This is a genomic window from Clostridia bacterium (assembly GCA_014360065.1).
GTDB lineage: Bacteria > Bacillota > DSM-521 > Neomoorellales > JACIYF01 > JACIYF01.
The window spans coordinates 1-17,782 of record JACIYF010000001.1 but is presented as its reverse complement, the minus strand read 5'-3'; the positions used below and the strand labels follow the sequence as shown (position 1 = coordinate 17,782).

Annotated in this window: 22 protein-coding genes; all 22 read left to right on the top strand. The window is 56.9% G+C overall.

The window, feature by feature from the left end; genetic code table 11:
• The first annotated feature begins 17 nt into the window (after positions 1 to 17).
• Entirely contained in the window at positions 18 to 806 is a 789-nt protein-coding gene (locus H5U02_00110; protein ID MBC7340855.1) for a recombinase RecT, read from the top strand.
• A complete protein-coding gene (locus tag H5U02_00105; protein MBC7340854.1) occupies positions 803 to 1,504 on the top strand; it encodes an MBL fold metallo-hydrolase in 702 nt (233 codons plus the stop codon). The genes H5U02_00110 and H5U02_00105 overlap by 4 nt, the downstream gene beginning before the upstream one ends.
• Positions 1,501 to 1,815: a hypothetical protein gene (locus tag H5U02_00100; protein MBC7340853.1), complete on the top strand. Its 315-nt coding sequence runs from the start codon at positions 1,501 to 1,503 to the stop codon at positions 1,813 to 1,815. Before H5U02_00105 ends, H5U02_00100 begins: the two co-directional genes overlap by 4 nt.
• A gap of 7 nt (positions 1,816 to 1,822) precedes the next feature.
• Positions 1,823 to 2,323 (top strand): hypothetical protein, encoded by a 501-nt coding sequence (locus H5U02_00095; GenBank protein MBC7340852.1) that lies wholly within the window; start codon positions 1,823 to 1,825, stop codon positions 2,321 to 2,323.
• A gap of 16 nt (positions 2,324 to 2,339) precedes the next feature.
• Complete coding sequence (locus tag H5U02_00090; GenBank protein ID MBC7340851.1) at positions 2,340 to 3,299, top strand: DnaD domain protein; 960 nt, start codon at positions 2,340 to 2,342, stop codon at positions 3,297 to 3,299.
• Positions 3,277 to 4,596, top strand: a complete 1,320-nt coding sequence (locus H5U02_00085) for a replicative DNA helicase (GenBank protein MBC7340850.1) — start codon at positions 3,277 to 3,279, stop codon at positions 4,594 to 4,596. The genes H5U02_00090 and H5U02_00085 overlap by 23 nt, the downstream gene beginning before the upstream one ends.
• 298 nt (positions 4,597 to 4,894) lie before the next feature.
• Complete coding sequence (locus H5U02_00080) at positions 4,895 to 5,152, top strand: 3D domain-containing protein (protein MBC7340849.1); 258 nt, start codon at positions 4,895 to 4,897, stop codon at positions 5,150 to 5,152.
• Positions 5,139 to 6,233: a DNA (cytosine-5-)-methyltransferase gene (gene dcm, locus H5U02_00075; protein ID MBC7340848.1), complete on the top strand. Its 1,095-nt coding sequence runs from the start codon at positions 5,139 to 5,141 to the stop codon at positions 6,231 to 6,233. The genes H5U02_00080 and dcm overlap by 14 nt, the downstream gene beginning before the upstream one ends.
• Positions 6,226 to 6,414, top strand: coding sequence for a hypothetical protein (locus H5U02_00070; GenBank protein MBC7340847.1), 189 nt, complete (start codon positions 6,226 to 6,228; stop codon positions 6,412 to 6,414). The genes dcm and H5U02_00070 overlap by 8 nt, the downstream gene beginning before the upstream one ends.
• A 234-nt stretch (positions 6,415 to 6,648) precedes the next feature.
• Positions 6,649 to 6,852 carry a hypothetical protein gene (locus tag H5U02_00065; protein MBC7340846.1) on the top strand — a complete coding sequence of 68 codons (204 nt, stop codon included), beginning with the start codon at positions 6,649 to 6,651 and terminating at the stop codon, positions 6,850 to 6,852.
• A 5-nt stretch (positions 6,853 to 6,857) separates the two neighbouring features.
• A complete protein-coding gene (locus H5U02_00060; protein MBC7340845.1) occupies positions 6,858 to 7,112 on the top strand; it encodes a hypothetical protein in 255 nt (84 codons plus the stop codon).
• Positions 7,097 to 7,267: a hypothetical protein gene (locus H5U02_00055; protein ID MBC7340844.1), complete on the top strand. Its 171-nt coding sequence runs from the start codon at positions 7,097 to 7,099 to the stop codon at positions 7,265 to 7,267. Before H5U02_00060 ends, H5U02_00055 begins: the two co-directional genes overlap by 16 nt.
• 152 nt (positions 7,268 to 7,419) lie before the next feature.
• Positions 7,420 to 8,541, top strand: a complete 1,122-nt coding sequence (gene dnaN / locus H5U02_00050) for a DNA polymerase III subunit beta (GenBank protein MBC7340843.1) — start codon at positions 7,420 to 7,422, stop codon at positions 8,539 to 8,541.
• A 15-nt stretch (positions 8,542 to 8,556) separates the two neighbouring features.
• Complete coding sequence (locus H5U02_00045; protein MBC7340842.1) at positions 8,557 to 9,075, top strand: hypothetical protein; 519 nt, start codon at positions 8,557 to 8,559, stop codon at positions 9,073 to 9,075.
• Positions 9,068 to 9,508 (top strand): RusA family crossover junction endodeoxyribonuclease, encoded by a 441-nt coding sequence (locus H5U02_00040; GenBank protein MBC7340841.1) that lies wholly within the window; start codon positions 9,068 to 9,070, stop codon positions 9,506 to 9,508. The genes H5U02_00045 and H5U02_00040 overlap by 8 nt, the downstream gene beginning before the upstream one ends.
• Entirely contained in the window at positions 9,468 to 9,731 is a 264-nt protein-coding gene (locus H5U02_00035; protein MBC7340840.1) for a hypothetical protein, read from the top strand. The genes H5U02_00040 and H5U02_00035 overlap by 41 nt, the downstream gene beginning before the upstream one ends.
• Before the next feature lie 267 nt (positions 9,732 to 9,998).
• Positions 9,999 to 10,463, top strand: coding sequence for a hypothetical protein (locus tag H5U02_00030; GenBank protein ID MBC7340839.1), 465 nt, complete (start codon positions 9,999 to 10,001; stop codon positions 10,461 to 10,463).
• Positions 10,464 to 10,505: 42 nt separating this feature from the next.
• The gene (locus tag H5U02_00025; protein MBC7340838.1) at positions 10,506 to 10,721 is read left to right on the top strand and encodes a hypothetical protein; all 216 of its coding nucleotides are present in this window, start codon (positions 10,506 to 10,508) and stop codon (positions 10,719 to 10,721) included.
• Positions 10,722 to 11,292: 571 nt separating this feature from the next.
• Positions 11,293 to 12,741 (top strand): phage terminase large subunit, encoded by a 1,449-nt coding sequence (gene terL, locus H5U02_00020; GenBank protein MBC7340837.1) that lies wholly within the window; start codon positions 11,293 to 11,295, stop codon positions 12,739 to 12,741.
• A 2-nt stretch (positions 12,742 to 12,743) separates the two neighbouring features.
• The gene (locus tag H5U02_00015) at positions 12,744 to 14,018 is read left to right on the top strand and encodes a hypothetical protein (GenBank protein ID MBC7340836.1); all 1,275 of its coding nucleotides are present in this window, start codon (positions 12,744 to 12,746) and stop codon (positions 14,016 to 14,018) included.
• A complete protein-coding gene (locus tag H5U02_00010; protein ID MBC7340835.1) occupies positions 14,019 to 14,933 on the top strand; it encodes a hypothetical protein in 915 nt (304 codons plus the stop codon).
• Positions 14,933 to 17,782: methyltransferase domain-containing protein (locus H5U02_00005; GenBank protein ID MBC7340834.1), on the top strand; the 2,850-nt coding region annotated here is incomplete at its 3' end. The genes H5U02_00010 and H5U02_00005, both read left to right, overlap by 1 nt.

Sequence of the window (17,782 nt, the reverse complement as noted above, 5' to 3'; positions counted from 1 at the left end):
AGCTGCAGAGGAGCCCCATGGAGAGATTGAAAAGGGTCCTCAGCACCGAAAGCGTCAGGGCTCAGTTTGAAAACGCCCTCAAGGAGAACGCTGGCGCCTTCATAGCCAGCATCATCGACCTCTACGGCTCGGATAAATACCTCCAGGAGTGCGAGCCGGCGCAGGTCATCATGGAAGCCTTGAAGGCCGCAACCCTCAAATTGCCCATCAATAAGCAATTGGGGTTCGCGTACATCGTGCCCTACAAGAGTAAGGGCCAGGCGGTGCCTCAGTTCCAGATCGGCTATAAGGGCTACATCCAGCTGGCCATGAGGACCGGGCAGTACCGGTGCCTCAACGCCGGGGTTATCTACGAAGGGGTCAAGGTGGAGCGCGACATCCTGACCGGCGAGGTCCGGTTCTCCGGCGAGCCGACCAGCCAGAAGCCTCAAGGGTACTTCGCCTACATGGAGCTACTTAATGGCTTCAGGAAGACCGTCTACATGACCCATGATGAGGTCCTGAGCCACGCAAAAAGGTACAGCAAGAGCTTCGGCAGCCCCGGGTCTGCCTGGCAGAGCAACTTTGAAGAGATGGCCATGAAGACGGTCATCAGAAAACTGCTGTCTCACTACGGAATCCTCTCGACCGATATGGTGGCGGCCCTGACCAGTGAAAGAAACGGCGATGTGGAGGCCGAGGTTGCCGAGGAGATAGCCAATGAGGCCAACGGTGAGGTTATTGACGTTGAACCGGAGCCTGCCGGTAGTGCGGCGGTGGAACAGCAGGAGCAGTTAAACCTTGAGCAGAGGGGTCCGGCGTTTTGATAGAGATTTCGGTTCTGGCCTCCGGGAGCTGGGGTAACTGCTACCGGGTTACAGACGGTAGCACCCCGCTCCTCCTGGAGTGCGGCGTAAAGTTCAGGGAAATTCAAAAGTGGCTCGGGTTCCGGGTGCAGGACCTAGGTGGTTGCTTGGTCAGCCACGAGCACCAGGATCACGCCAAAGCGGTACGCGAGATGCTCCGGGCCGGCGTGGACTGCTACATGAGCAAAGGCACGCAGGAGGCCCTGGGCTTGGACAGCCACCGGGTGAAGGTAATAGAAGCAAGGCGGCAGTTCCAGATCGGGAGCTGGACGGTCCTGCCCTTCGAGACCCAGCACGATGCGGCAGAGCCCTTAGGTTTTCTGCTCGCAAACCGGGCTGGCGAAAAGCTGCTGTACGCCACGGATACGTATTATATCCGGTACCGGTTTAAGGGTCTGACCCATATTATGGTCGAATGCAACTATGCCATAGACATCCTGCGCCAAAACATTGAGGCGGGGGCGGTTCCGGCTGAGCTAAAAAACAGAATTCTCCGCTCACACTTCAGCCTGAACAACGTTAAGGACTTTTTTGCGGCCAACGACCTCAGCCTGGTGCAGGAAATCTGGCTCTTGCATCTGAGCGACGGCAACAGCGATGCGGATCGGTTTAAGCGCGAGATCCAGGAGCTCACCGGGAAGGTGGTGATGGTAGCATGAATAGTTTAACCGAGGTCCCCATTCCCGCCTGGCTTCAAGCACAGCTTGAGCCTGGTGCCCGGGCTTTCCGGCTGGGCGGGTGTACGGTGATCGTGGGCCGATCGGATGCCGGCTGGCACCTCAGCATCAGCCACCCGGACCGGTATCCGACCTGGGACGAGATAAAGGAAGCCCGGTATCTGCTGGTGCCTGACAATGTAACCATGGCGATGCTACTGCCGCCTAAGACGGAATATGTGAATGTCCACAAAAACTGCTTCCATTTGTGGCAGATCAAAGAGCCGCATAGCAGCTTAGTGATAGCGAGGTAATGAGGCCTTGGAGATCCAGAACGAAGCAACTTTTAAAGCAGTGCTCTTCCGAAAACTAGTTCCTTATTTCGACATCCGGCCCGAAGTAACTGGGTGGCATCTTCTCGGCCAGAAGCTCCGGATAGATGCGCTACTAAAGCCTAGATTCATCGTAGAAAACGTCATGCTGGGTCTGGAAGTGAAAGCTTTTGAAACCCGGTCGGACGTCTCTGTCGGCGACTATACCGCGGCATTAAAGCAGGCGATCGACTACAGTCTCTGTCGCTTTGAGGGGCGATTGCCGGATTTGGTGCTCCTGTATCCCGGCATCCTTTCGGGACCCACCCATAAAGGCTATTTCGCCGCTGTTAGGGACCTGGGTGTTCGTTTGGCAGGCCAGTTCAGGATTGGAGAGCTGAAAGAACGGAACGGCCGCTTTGCTATATACATCAGCGATACTCCTTTATGGCGTAGCAATTATGGCTTAACCGGAGCAGGAAAAACGTTTCGCTGGACCAGGGGTCTTTAAAGGGGGTCGCGGGCACTTGGCACGCAAGCGATTTATTACAAGCGATATAAGCACCGATGAGCAACTTGCAAAGATAGCGGCGAAAGATCCTTTAGCGGCTGCTCTGTGGCCGTGGTTCCTCACGGCGCTTGACGACTGGGGACGGGCCAAGTTCGCGCCGACCGAGATAAAGCTGGCCGTGTTCCCCGCGTATCCGTTTGGGCCGGATTATATAGAGCAGGTGCTGTATATGTACCATGAGGCCGGATTGATTAAGATCTACGAGGTTGAAGGAAAGCCTTACTGGTGCATACCATCGCTGCAGAAGTGGTTAGGATATCAGACGTATATTAATAAGGGTAAGCTCTTTCGCTGCAAGCCAAAGTGCCCTGCTCCCCCCGATGAAATTCCCGAGGATTCCTTAGGAAACCCGAGGAATCCCGAGGAACCCGCAGGACTCCCGAGGAATCCCGAGGATTCCGTACCTTCACCTTCACCTTCACCTTCACCTTCACCTTCGGATTCGCAAACTGAGATCTTAAACCCAAACGTTACAGAATCGGCGGCGGCGGGATCTATAAGCACCAGCGTAACGGGAGAAGAGATCCCGCCGCCGCAGCCGCCGCCAAGTCCTGACTTGTTAAGAACCTTCGAGGAGGAATTCGGCCGCCTGTTGTCGCCAATGGAGACTGAAGAAATAGCCTCGTTGGAGGCCGTCCACGGCCCTGAACTTACCCGCGAAGCGCTCAGGAGAGCGGTAACGGCAAGCAGGTTCAACCTGCGCTATGTGGCCGGAATCCTAGACAGCTGGCGGAAACAGCGGCTTTTCACTCTCCAACAGGTATGCGAATACGAAGAACGCCGCCAGGCGGCCAGATCAAGGGACGCGCCGGCGTCATCCACCCTAAAGACAGACCCGGAGCTTGAGGCGATTGTAGCGGAACACCGTCGGCGCAGAAAGGAGATTGCAGGCAATGGCGCGCGTGCCACCCCATAGCCTTGAGGCCGAAAGAGCCGTCCTGGGCGCAGCTCTCCTGAGCCAGGACGCGGCCCTCCGGATGGCCGTAGAGCTTGATACGGCAGATTTTTACGACCCGAAGCACCGGCTGATCTTTGACAGCATAACCGGCCTGCTCCTTGAGGATCGCCCGGTGGACGCGCTCTCCGTCATCGACAGCCTGACCGAGGCCAAGAAGCTCGGCGCGGCAGGCAACGCCAGCTATATTGTCGGCCTTGCGGATGACATTCCGGTTCTGGGACACGTGGCGGAGTACATCCAGCAGGTCCGACGTGCCAGCATACGCCGCAGGGCTATCGAGGCGGCGACTAAAATAGCCCAGGCGGCTTACGACAGTGATGCAGACTTGGAGCAGGTTATCGGCTTGGCTCAAGAAGAGATATTCAGCCTCGGGCTTGCTCGCGACAGGCGCGGCCCGGCTGACATAGCGCAGAGCTTTAAGGCACGCTGGCAGTACCTCCACGAGACCAGGGAGGAGCCGCTGGCCGGCATGATCACCACTGGCTTTGCGGATCTTGACGACAGGCTTGGCGGCATGGCCCCGGGCGACCTGGTGGTTCTAGCGGCTAGGCCTTCCATGGGCAAAACCGCCCTGGCATTCCAAATATGCCTGCACGCCGCCAGAGCCGGCAAGCGGTGCCTGTTCATGTCGCTCGAAATGTCTACAAACCAGCTCATGGACAGGCTGGCCGGGCTGGAGCTAGGAATCAACCAGCAGCGCCTGCGCCTTCGGCTTCTACAGCCGGAAGATTGGCAGCTTGGATTTGAGCTGCCCAGAAAGCTACAGGTTCCGCTCTACATCGATGACTCCAGCGGACTTTCAACGGCAGAGATAGCCGGGAGGGCCAGGCTGGCAAAAAAGGTGTACGGGATTGAGTTTTTGGCAATCGACTACCTGCAGTTCATCAACGAGCCGCGTAGGCCGGGGATGTCTACAAACGACCTGATCGGCCAGGTAACTAGGTCGCTCAAAGACTTGGCTAAAAGCCTCGGGATCCCGGTGCTCTTACTAAGCCAGTTGAACCGCATGCCGGAGAGCAGGCAGGACAAGCGCCCTCAGCTTGCCGACCTGCGCGGAAGCGGAAACATCGAGCAGGATGCCGATCAAGTTTGGCTCCTGTGGCGCCCCGAGTTCTACGACCCAACGGATAGGCCGGGGATCGCCTGCCTTTCGGTCGCGAAGCACCGAAACGGCCCGACATTCGAGGTGGAGTTGCAGTTTGAGAAGCACCTGGCCAAGTTCCGGGACCTGGCGAGAGAGGATGAGACGGCATGAGGTGCCATTTCTGCGAGGACAAGGCGGTGTATATGGTGGAGTTCTGGTACTGCTGGAGCGACCAAAACCCCGAGGTGGCCTGGCCGATCTGCGAGCACTGCTACCGGGCCGGCAGGGACAACCCGGGCTGGCTCGGAGAGAGGCGGGACAGGAGAGTGATCAGCAGACAGATAGGAGGCGATAACCGTTGGCCAGTAGCTGCTGGCGGGTTACCGACGATACGAGAGGCGCCCTGGTCTATCAGGGTAAACGGTTCAACCAGGCGAGGCGGGAGGCCCCGGAGTACCGGGAGCTTGTCATGTGGGCAACCGCCTACACCCATACCGGGAATCGCACGGCCACCGGGACGTGGCCCGAGGTGGGCACGGTGGCGGTGGATCCCAAGGTGATACCGCTGGGGACGCGCTTGTGGGTAGAAGGCTACGGGTGGGGGACGGCGCTCGATACCGGGAGGCTGATTAGGGGCAGGAGGATAGATGTGTTCATGCCCAGCCGGGCGGAGGCGCTTGAGTGGGGTAGGAAGCGGGTAAGGGTGAGGATCTATGCGGGTAGGTAGCCTGTTCAGCGGAATCGGGGGGATGGATTTGGGTCTGGAACGGGCCGGAATGCAGATTGCATGGCAGGTGGAAAACGACCCGTTCAGGCAGGCCGTCCTTGCCAAGCACTGGCCGGGGGTGAAGCGGTATGGCGACATCAGAACAATCGATCCAGCAGAACTGGAGTCAGTTGACCTTATTTGCGGGGGATTTCCCTGCCAACCGTTCTCCATTGCCGGGAAGCGAAGAGGCAAGGCGGATGACCGTTACCTCTGGCCGGAAATGCTTAGAATCATCAAGGCCCTCAGGCCCCGTTGGGTGCTTGGCGAAAACGTTGCTAACATCGTCAATCTGGCACTCGACACTGTGCTTTCTGACTTGGAAAACGAAGGTTACGAAACAGGGACGTTTGTTATTCCGGCTTGTGCCGTCGGTGCCCCGCACGTCCGGCCAAGGGTATGGATTGTGGCGTACTCCCCAGGCGTGGAACGCCAACCAGGGGCCGAAGAGCAGGGAGTTCTACGAAGAGTGCCTGAAGACGGGCAAGAGTGCGGTAACGCTGACGGATCAGGTGAGGCACAATCCTGGCAAAATGTGGCCCACTCCCAAGGCTCAGAACGCCAACGGGCCGGGGCTGCACGGGGCGGGCGGGCCGGACTTACAGACGGTGGTAAAGATGTGGCCCACTCCCAAGGCGAGGGACTACCGGAGCGGCGGGACGGATCCGGAGAAGATAACCGCCAGGCTGGAGAAGAGGAAAAGAACCAACCTGTCGCTGGACTTACCGGAAGTGGTCTGCCACCGATCAAAGGAACACTCTACGGGTACGCTCAATCCAGAGTGGGTAGAGATTTTACAAGGCTTTCCCCCTGGCTGGACGGCCATAGATGGCCCGCTCCCCTCGGGTGCGAGCAGTACGGCTGGGAACCGCCGAGGCTCGCGTCGGGCGGCCCGTACAGGAGGCAACGGCTGATGGCTTTGGGTGATGCCGTAGTACCGTGGGTGGTGGAGGTTATAGGTAGGGCGATTATGGTTGCAGACGTACAGGTAACGTTCTATGAATTGAGTCATTTGCGAGGGGGAAATGAGCAAAATGTCTGAACGCTACGAGCTGGCCAGAGAGGAGGCCAAGCACCTGTTAGTCTACTACATCAAGACGCTGTGGAAGGAAGCTGGGCTGAAGCGGGCGTGGCATGACGGCGAGCGTCAGCAGGTGGAAAACATCATAGACGCCATCGAGCGCATGATCGAGGAAAAAATGTGTCTGTGCCCGCTGGAGTAAAGTTTTCAGGGCGGCGGCGTGGTGGGAACACGCCGGGGGGCTGGTATGGCAAATGGCAGCAGGTGAACGAATAGGCAGGGGTGCACACCGCTAGGATACCGCGTCTGCCACCTCCGTAAAACAGCGAAAACTGCCGTCGGGGCGGCGACACCCTGACCCCGAGGTAAATATCGGGGTGACCGCCACAGCCGGTTCGAATCCGGCCCGCCCTGAAGTCAAAGGAGGCGAGTAACCATGTCAATGATAGAAGGGCCGCTCCGCTGTGTAAGTTGCGGAAATGTTTTCGCGGCAAAGGACATAGGCATAACGGGCCGTTGCCGCGAGTGCTGGGAGAAGGCGCTGGAAGAGCACGACCTGCTCATGCGGACGATCATCTGGCGGGAGAAGGGCGAGCTGGTGCCGGTGGGCAGGTACATGAGCAAGCATGGAGGGAGGTGATCCCCGTGGTTATTACACCCGAAATGGACGTTATCAGGCGGGTTAAGGGGCTGGTCGATGATGCGCTGGAGCTATTGAACACCAATGTATGCAACCGGTTTGACGGTCACTGCGACAACTGTGCTATCTGGCAGTCCAGGAACAGCGAAAACGTGACCGGCTGTTACTGCCTGTGGCTGGCTAAGCACCTTTTTAGCAAGATAATGGGCCAGCTGGAGGCAGAGAAGAAAGAAGGCGAGGAGTCATGTCCATTCCGGTAAAAGTCGCGTTGGAACGAGTTAGAGAGCATGTAGATGCGGCGCACGTGCTGTTGAAAGACCTAGTGTGCCGGGAGTTTCCTGATTGCGTGCCGTGTCCGGTTGAGGAGTTATGGATCAAGAAAATGCACGATGGCATGAGGAATGAGTATGCCTGACTGCACCATCTGCGGCGGACAGGCCATGCCCGGACGGAGAGTTTGTAAGGAATGCCATGAGGCCATTGAGCAGAGAAGGAGAGAGTACATGGCCGAGAGTGTGAAGCGGATAAGGAAGTTGGAATTGAGAGCAAGGGGAGTGACTGGAGACAATGCGGCTTCGTGTTAACCAGGAAGATCTCCATAAGGCATTGCAGATAACCCTGAAGGCTTCTTCTCCCACCAGCACTTTACCAATCCTGGGAGCAGTGTTGCTTAGGGCCTGGGAAAGTACGCTTGCTTTAACCACGACCAATTTGGAGCTTTCCGTCCGGCTTAGCATTACTGCCGAGGTGGAGGAAGAGGGGGAGATAGCTCTTCCCGCCCGAGATCTGGCCGATCTGGCACGTTTTCTGCCTCCCGGGCCGCTCTTTATACAGAGCGACCCCGATGCTCCTCGGTCGGTGCTTCTGAGCCGGGGAGACTCGCGCTGGAAAATCAATGGTTACCCCGTGGAAGACTTTCCGGGATTCCCAGCAGTAACAAGCAACGGCTTTTCACTGCCTGTCGATTTCTTTAGGTCGGCAGTGCAGAAGGGCGGCGCAGCTGTAGCCAGAGACGATACCGGTAGGGTATTTAACGGAATCTTTATTGAGGCGGACGCAGAAGGTACTCTGCATGTGGTTTCTACCGATACCCATCGGCTGGCCTATGCCTGGGGCAAAGTCTTGGACACCCCGCTTGAACCCTGGAGCATTTTGGTTCCCGGTAAAAACCTGCTGGACATGATCCGGCTTTTAAGCAGGGAACAATTTCTTTTCGGGATAGCTGAGAACGCATGTACCCTATCAACAAAAGATTTTGAGACTGAATTGCGGCTGCTGGAGGGAAGATTTCCTGCTTACCAGCAGGTTATTCCGAAAAAGTGGCAGACCAGGATAGAGATCGACGCTGGTGAGCTTGCTGCCAGCGTCCAGCGAGCTCTAGTAATAGGCAGGCCGGACGACAAAACCAAGACGCCTGTGCTGCGGCTGAAGCTGTCCGGCCAATCCGTGTCTGTCGAAAGTGCCTGGCAGGAGAGAGGCGAAATGCACGAAGAGCTTCCAGCCAAGATTGAAGGCGAGGAGCTGGAAATCGCCTTTAACGCTCGTTACCTGCTGGACGGGCTACAGGCAGTTGGCGCAGAAGAAGTAGTCATTGAATTTAACGGCCCAACAGGCCCGGCAATTATCAGACCTCGACAAGAAAAAGAAGTTGCATGCCTGTATCTGGTGCTGCCCGTGAGGCTGAGATGAAGGGAGGTAGATACGATGGCAAGACTAGCCGAAGTGATTGGCGGAAGTAGGTCCAGCGACATCATTACCCTGCGCGAGCCTGGGCCGGCAAAGAAGGAGGAAAGAATCCGGCCTGAGCCGGCGGGGGAGGTGCACACTACCATTGACCTATCATTGTGCGAGCGGTTTGCGAGCGGTCACAGCGGAGTACGGCTCAAAGATGCGTTTATCTCGGTTACCAAGCGACATCAGGTATACATGGGCGGGCTGGTTGGTGCGAGCTTTAAACCCGGGGACAGGATTGCGTGCTACCTCAGCCCTGATGGCTCCATCCTTACTCTCAGGCGTGAGGATGACGGCATACCCTGCCGCCCGGCTCCGGTGAAACAGGGGCAGGACAGCAAGATGGCCAAGGTTTTCGCCTGCGCGGCGCTGGTGCACGCCCTTGAGCGCCGGGGGCTTACCCTGGCTGTCCGGTACGAGGCGACCTGGGATGAGCACCTTCAGGCCTGGGTTGGACGGCTCCGTCAGAAAGGAGCGCACCGAGATGGTTAGCTTTGTGGTTCCCGGCCGCCCTGTCCCGGCGGCAAGAATGACTCAGCGGGGGAAGTGGACAAGCCGCGCCAGAAGGAGCCTGGCCTACCAGGAAGCCGTAGCCTGGGCCGCTAAGGCGGCGGGGGTTCCGGTGCTGAGCGGGCCGGTGTGTCTAACCGCAAGGTTTTACCTTTGCGGACAGCGCCGCGGGGACCTCAGTAATTACCTCAAAGCTGTGGAGGATGGCCTACAGTACGCTGGGGTTATCCCAAATGACAGGCAGATTGTGGCTTACGGCGGCGGGACCGGTATATACCCGGCGGCCAACCGTAAAGATGAGCGGGCAGAAATAGTCTTGAGCGAACTCCCAGAAGCAATTCCATGGTTACCGGCGGAGGCGGAGGATGAGCGATATGCCGAGGCGCAGGCGTTCTACGACGGTGATGATTACTAGCCATGCGCGCCAGCGCTGGAGGGAGCGCGGCGGCGCTGGCGAGCTTACCGCGGCCCGGGTGAGGCGGCACCTTCTAGGGATGCTGCCGAGCGGCGCCGAGGTTCGCGATATGGCAATTGAGGTGTCACTGGGCGATGGATTGGTGGCAGTCTGTGTGCCGGAGCTCGATGGGTACTGGAGCGTGGTAACGGTGGAGAGGAAACGGGAAGAATGTTCGGCCTGATTTCTGTCGGTGAGTATATTGAATACTTCCAACCAAGCGTTGCGGCGTTCTTATGGTCCTGGGCTGGCTTGCGCTCCAGCCTGGGGCCACAGCCTGTGCTTACGCTTAGCCTAAGTTTTAGGCAGTGGGAGCAACTTATGCGCGAGAGACCTAAGCCTGGTACCGGGGGACTTCTGGCTGGTGAGGCAGCTACATAAAAAACAACCCCTGCCGGGGTTAAAAGGGCTTTGACACCTAGATTATAACACAGCCGGTGGGGGTGGCAAAATGAAGCTTAAACGAGCAACTTACAGGCATATCGAGGCGGAAATATATGCCTACTATGACACCTTGCGGCAGATAGAGGAACTGCGGCGGGAGATTATCTTAAGCGGCGAGTCTCCGGTTGCGGTTGCCGTGGGGCAGGATTTGTACCCGGAAAGCAAGGTGGAGCGTCGAGGTACGAGATTGGCGGATAGTCTACTTTTGCGTGAGATGGAAAGAATTACAAGGGCTATAGCTGATACCTATGCCAGGGCAAGAGAGGAAGGCCGTAAAGTAATTTGGATAAAGTATGGGCTTGCAATAGATTGGGAGCCACCACCGGAGATTAAGGTGCAGATGGAGGGCCGAAACCGCTTCGACTTGACCGCCGACCAGATGGCAGGGATAGCGGCAATGGATCGGGCAACCTTCCACCGCTACCGGAGCGGGTTTGTGTATGGTATAGCGGAGCGGCTGGGGTGGTATTGAACAGTATGTTTAGAATGTGAATTTGAAAGGAGAGATTGTAAAATGGATTTTTATTTGATTGAGTATCTCTGTAAAGAAGGTAAGAATGTTTGGGCAGGTAAAGTTGTAGTAAAAGCTAAAAATGCTGTGCATGCTTGGGACAGGTTTAAAAGTCAATGGCAAAAGGATTTAAAAAAAGGCGAAACAGATGTTTCCCCATCTGTAATTATCAAGTATTCGGTTGAAAGAATTTGTTCCAAAAGAGAAGCCTTGGTCTGATGCACAGTTCAAAGAAACTGCGACTTTTTTGCGACAACATAAGAAGATAGCTGATATATAATGCTACCAGGGAGCCGTCCGGGAGGGGGGCGGCTTTTTCGTTTGGGGGTGATACCTGTGGCTAGGAGTAAATGGTCAGAGGAGGAAAAACTGAGAGCTGTTGCCTTGGCTCAACAAACTTCTGTTCGTGAGGCTGTCAAAGCTACAGGTATCCCTTTGGCTACTATCGGGCGCTGGCTATCGGAACGGAACAAGGCTAGTGGAACGGAACAGCCAGAACGGAACAGAACGCCCAAAAAGCTGGAGGCTTTGGCCGAACAGGCTACTCAGGCTGCGGTAGCCGAAGTCAAAGATTATATCGTTGACCGTCTTAAGGCCTTAGCCGATGAGCTCTACGCTTTAGCCGAGAATGGGGTTAGGGAGACTCGCCAATTCATGGCCAGCCCAAAGGCCAAAGACCGTGACAGTGCTGCCTGGCTCCGGGCGGTTGTGGGTGCTATGCACTACGGCATTTTGGACGCGCAGCTTCTTTCCGGCAAGCCCACAGCGAGGCCGGAGGTGACGAGCAGGTATGAGTACGACATCACCCAGCGCATCATTGCCGATCCGGAAGCCCTCGACCTTGCCGAAACGCTCCTACGCCGCGCTGCGGGCCGTGACACCGGCGCACTTCGCCTACACGGTGAGCGAGGGTCGGTGGACACCGTTTGAGCACTTGCTTTTACTAAACCGTAAACTGGTAGATGTGGCGGCTGGCCGCATTAGACGCCTTATGGTGTTCATGCCGCCAAGACACGGCAAGAGTGAGCTGACCAGCCGGTACTTCCCGGCCTGGTACCTAGGGACATTTCCAGACAAGCGTATAATCCTGGCCAGCTACGAAGCCGATTTTGCAGCTACCTGGGGAAGAAAGGCCCGGAACCTTCTTGAAGAATTCGGGCCTTCTTTATTTGGCGTTAAAGTCTCGGACGACTCGGCAGCTGCAGCTAGGTGGGACATAGCCGAGCACGAAGGCGGGATGGTCACGGCGGGCGTGCGAGGGCCTATCACGGGTAAGGGCGCCAACGTGGCAATTATAGACGACCCGGTTAAGAACGATCAGGAAGCCATGAGTCAGACCTACCGCGATGCGACCTGGGATTGGTATCGGGCAACGTTTTCGACCCGCATCCAGGAAGAAGGAGCAATTATCCTGGTCATGACCCGGTGGCATGAAGATGACCTAGCGGGGCGTCTATTAAGAGCCCAAGAAGAGGGCGGGGACAGGTGGGAAGTAGTAAACCTACCTGCTTTGGCTGAAGAAAACGACATGCTTGGCCGACAGCCGGGGGAGCCGCTTTGCCCAGAACTGTTTACGAAGGAAACGCTGGAGGCAACTAAGATTCGCCTAGGCTCTTACTGGTGGAACGCCCTATACCAGCAGCGGCCTTCGCCAATGGAGGGCGGTATTCTGAAGCGTTCCTGGTGGCGGTACTACCGCCAACTGCCGGAACGGTTTGATGAGGTTATCCAGTCCTGGGACATGAGCTTCAAAGAGACCACAAGCGGGAGCTATGTAGTGGGCCAGGTCTGGGGCCGGAAAAGAGCCGATAAGTACCTGCTGGACCAGGTGCGCGACCGGATGGACTTCCCGGCCACGCTACAGGCAGTTAGGCAGCTATCGGCTAGGTGGCCGCAGGCACGCGCAAAGCTGGTAGAAGACAAGGCTAACGGCCCTGCAGTAATTGCCACACTAAAGCGGGAGATACCAGGCCTTATCGCGGTCGAGCCGCAGGGCAGCAAGGAGGCCCGAGCAGCGGCCGTCTCGCCCGATATCGAGGCCGGTAATGTGTATTTACCCGATCCGAGTATTGCGCCATGGGTGCACGACTTCGTCGAAGAGTGCGCGGCGTTCCCTAACGGGGCAAACGATGACCAGGTTGATGCTATGACGCAGGCGCTGAATCGGTTTAATTCTCGATCTCTAGCTGCAGTCCTTACCCCAATCGGTATTGACGGCATAAGCCGCTGGAGGCGATAAGTTTGGCGGAGACAAACGTTTTTCTTGAGCTAGGCAGCACCGGCCTATCTCGCTGGGGCGGCAATATCTACGAGGAGTGGCTGCCGGATCTCCAGGGGATTAAGGCTATAAAAGTCTACCGGGAGATGTCGGACAACGACCCGGTAATCGGTGCCATCCTCTTCGCGATAAAGATGCTCTGCCGGCAGGTTACCTGGAGGGTAGAGGCGGCCGGGACCGGCAATGCCGATAGGGAGGCGGCCAGGTTCCTGGAAGAATGCATCTACGACACCAGCCATTCATGGCAGGACTTCATCGGCGAAGTGCTATCCATGCTGATATATGGGTTTTCGGTTTTCGAGATCGTGTACAAGCGCCGTATGGGTGATAGTCAGGACCCGAAGAAGCGCAGCAAGTACAATGATGGCAGAATCGGCTGGCGGAAGTTTTCGATCCGCAGCCAGGACACGATACGGGAATGGGTGTTCGATGAGGAAGGCGGAATCCAGGGCATCAGGCAGGTAGCACCACCTGACTATAGGCAACAGGAAATTCCGATCGAAAAGCTACTCCTCTTTCGAACGGAGTCGGTCAAGAACTCACCGCAAGGGCGGAGTTTGCTGAGGAACTGCTACAAGCCCTGGTTCTTCAAGAAAAACGTCGAGATTATCGAAGGCATGGGCATCGAGCGCGACCTGGCGGGTTTACCCGTGGTGTGGGTGCCCCCCAACGTAGCCTCACCCGGCACGGACCAGGAGAGACAGGCGCTCCAGGCTTTTAAAGACTTGGTAACCAAGGTCCGGCGCGACCAGCAGGAAGGCATAGTAATGCCTCTTGCCTACGATGAAAAGGGCAACAAGCTTTACGACTTTACCTTGCTATCCACGGGTAGTCGGCGACAGTTCGATACCAGCGCCATCATCCAGCGGTACAATACGCAGATTGCGCAGACGGTGCTGGCTGACTTCATCATGCTGGGAACTCAGAAGGTAGGGAGCTTTGCGCTGGCAAGCTCCAAGACCGAGTTGTTTGCCGTGGCGTTAGGAGCCTTTCTGGACGAGATCGAGGACGTTCTTAATACCCATGCTATACCGCGACTCTTTAAGCTGAATGATTTTAAGGTCGAAAATTACCCGGAGATCAGGCACGGAGACGTGGAATCGGTGGACCTGGAGGAATTGGGCAACTTCATATCGAAGTTAGCTGGAGCGGGCGCAACTTTATTCCCGAATAAAGAGCTTGAGAAATACCTGCTCGAAGCGGCCAACCTGCCGAGCGGGAGCGTGGAGGAGGAGTAGATGTTCAGGTCAAGACCGCCCAACCGGAAACGGCCAATTCTCAAGGCCGTGAAGCCCGAAGATCCCGAATGGAAGCTGCTGCACCGGATAGCCGACAGCAGATTAGACCAGGTCAAAAAAGCATTTCTGCTTGCCGTAGCCGCTACCCAGGAGAAAGTAGTGGTGGCAAGGATGGCCGAAGCCCTGCAGAATGGCGACCTGGCTTCGGTGGAAAGCATGATCGACTGGGGCGCATTCGGGGCAGGGCTTATGACCGTAAGAGAAGTCTTCCGGGAAATCGTGGACGAAGCGGGAAAAGCCACCGCCCGGGAGTTGAGTAAGAAGCTGGAAATGGAACTGCGATTCGACCTGCTCAACCCCCGGGCGGTCGAGTTTATAAACCGGCATACGGGCGAGTTAATCACACAGGTTGCGGAGGAAAGCCGCCAGGCGATCCGGGCGATAATCCGGCAGGCGTTTGAAGAGGGCGGGCATCCGTATCAGCAGGCGAGAAAGATTATCCAGCACATCGGGTTGACGGAAAAACAAAGCCGAGCGGTGGAGAACTTCCGGCGCAGGCAGCTGGAGGCGGGTGTAAGCAGAACCGAGGCCGATAGGCGGGCAGAGGCTTATGCAAAGAGGATGCTGCGTGATAGGGCGGAGACCATAGCTCGTACAGAAACATTGACCGCAAGCAATGCTGGCCAGCACTTGGCCTGGTTAGATGCGAAAGACAAAGGTTTGCTACCAGCTAATTTTATGAAGGAGTATATCACAACTCCAGACGACAGATTATGCCCTAAATGCTTGTCGATTGATGGTCAGCGGAAGCCAATTGACGCACCGTTTGATACACCTTACGGACCGAAGATGTATCCCCCAATTCATGTTCGCTGTAGGTGCGCGTATGGATTGGTAGAGGTGGGAAGACTGTAATGCCCAGCAAAGAGTATCTCGAAACCCTTCTCGAAAAAGCAAAGCAATATCTCCCTGATTGGCTGATGCGCGACCTCCACCGTGCTACTATGCCCGTCGCCGGCGGCAAGGCCCGCTGGCGCGAGCCGGAGGAGCCGTCATTCTTGGAGAAAATGGCTCTGTCCGAGATGAGGCCGGATAAGCTGAAAGAAGCTCCGGATGAAGAGGTAAGGCAGGCGTGGCTCAGGCTGCACCAGTGGTACTCCAACGCCAAGAAGCGCGGGGACGCTGTGGAACCCGTGGTTAACGCCGCCGTGTGGGTTATGGAGGAGTTCGACCGCCGTGGCTTTGACTACGACGAAAGCAGCGAGCTGGTGCAGGAAGCGAAGAAGTTGCGTGATGTGAAGAAGGCTCAGAGCCTAGAGGCGAAGCTAGCCCAGCTCCCGCAAGAAGTGGTTGTGGTTCCGAACTTCGTCTGCGTGGTAGGCTCCGCAGCCACCGGCAAGGAGAATCCCGGAGATATAGATGTGCTATTCCGGGCGCACAGGGACGAGTCCGGCGAGAACTTCCTGATTCAGGCAGATAATGTGTGGCTCCCGGTGCGGAAGGTGCTGGACCCGGAGAAGAAAGGCGGGCTGCATTTCATCGATTCGCCCCAGGGCAGCCATGCCGATTACATACCCTGCTATTCGTTGGTGCTGAGGCGCGAGGGGCTGAAGCGGCAGGTGGTGAAGGGAGCGGGCGATCCCCTGGAAGATTGGGAGTACCTACTGCACCACATGCATGAACCGGATGATGAGGCCCATCACTGCGTGCTGGTGGACCATCTGGGGAACAAGTACCGCATCGAGCACCTGGATCATGGCGGGGAGATTTATCATGTGCTTGCGGGGCTGGAGCGGGGGCAGGAGGTGCTCTGGAGCGAAGAGGAGGCGAGGAAGGCGGGATTGCGGGTCCCTTGTGCGGGAAGGCAGCTCAAAGATGTGGAAAAGGCGGATGCTTTGCGTGCTTTTCGGCTCGATCTCGGCTGCGGCGATGCCAAGCCAGAGGGATATGTGGGCATCGATAAAGAGCCTGGCCCGCAGGTGGATGTTGTCTACGACTTGGAGCAAGGTATCCCATATCCTGATAACAGCGCTGATGAGATCCGGGCGAACCATGTTCTGGAGCACTTGGCCGACAAGGAGAAGATAATGGCCGAAATCCACCGGGTGCTCAAGCCCGGCGGCAGGCTTGTCTTCGAAGTGCCGAGCACAAAAGGCGAGGGAGCTTTCAACCACCCAGGTCATAAAAGCTTCTGGAATAAATCCAGCTTCGTTTTTTGGACTCAGGATGATTTGCTAGAAGGCAGGCCCAAGTTTGAGATTGAGAAGTTGGAAGAGGTCGAGAATGGAGATTTGGTTTATGTGCGCGGTGTCCTTCGCAAACCGGAAACGGTGAGCAAAGCGGTACTGGTGCCGTTCGAGAAGTTCACGCCACCAAAGCCAAGCATGGCGGGATATACGGAGGCCTATACGATAGACGAGCTGTTGGAATGGGCTAAGAATCGGTGGCCCATTGCCATAGAACCGAAGCACAACGGGTTCCGCTGCATAGCTGAGCGTAAAGGCAACCAATTGCGGCTGTGGTTTGAGGGCCAATATGGCAAGGACCAACTCCACAAGTTCCCGGCCGTCAAGGCAACCCTGGAGAAACTGGACAAGGATTTCATCCTCGACTGCGATCTCGGGATGCTTCGAGACGGGAAGCGGGTGGCCCGGCCCGACCTGATGAAGTTCAATGCGGAGAAACCCGAGTTCGCCGAGGGAGAGGAGCCCGTCCTGACCGTGTTTGACGTGCTCTACTGGGGCGAGGACTTGGGCGGCAAGGCGTTCCGCGAGCGGCGTGAGGTACTGGAATCGATCAAACTCCAGATACCCTTGGTTCTCTCTCCGCTACGGTGGTGCAAGTCGGCCCAGCAGGCGAAGGTTGCGGCCCGGTGGGCGTTCGCCCAGGACCGTTCGGAGGGCCTCGTGGCGAAGTCCGTTGCGGGGACATATGAGACTGGTGGGGCAACTGACGAATGGTTCAAACTTAAGCGCGTGATTGAGCTTAAGGTTATCGTCCTTGACGTCCAGCGTACCAAGGCAGGTGATTACAACTACTGGGGCGGCCTCCTGCCGAGCGTAGGCATGGAGTGGCGCAATACCCGCAAGGTAGATGGTAATGAGTATATTGACCTAGGCAAGACCTTCTCCACGAACATCAGGGCCAAGATTGGTGACATCATCACATGCGAGGTCCTGGAGCTTATCCCAGATGAGGATAAGAAAGAGCTTGCCTGGCTCGGTGCCCGCGTGGTGGATGTAGATGCCACCCGCAAGGAGCCGTATACTGCCGCCCAAGCCATTGACGTAGCCAAGCGCGGCCAGGTGCTTCAGAAGGCGGCGCAGGAAATCATCCCGAGCGCCGGGCCGAAAGGAGCCAAGATTGCTTTTGTTGGCGCTTCCCCCGGCCCGGTCGAGGCGGCCCGTGGCAAACCGTTCGTAGGCCCCTCCGGTGAGACTTTGAACGAGCTTTATCTTAAGCCTCTTGGGCTAGACCGCCGGGAGGTTTTCTTGACCAACGCCGTGCCGGTGTATCTTACCGATGACCAAGGTCGCGTGCGCGAACCGACTGCAGGGGAAATCGAGGAATGGCGCAGTTGGCTGGAAGAAGAGCTGAATAAAGCCAGCCCGCAAATCATAGTGGCGTTGGGCCAGACCGTCAAATCCGCTCTGGGAGACCGGGCGGATTTTGTTTTGCCCCACCCGGAGGCGGTAAGGCGCTTCGGGGATTCGGGAGAGGTGGCGAGGAAGATCAGGCAGATCAGAAAGGCGCTTGAGGAAGCA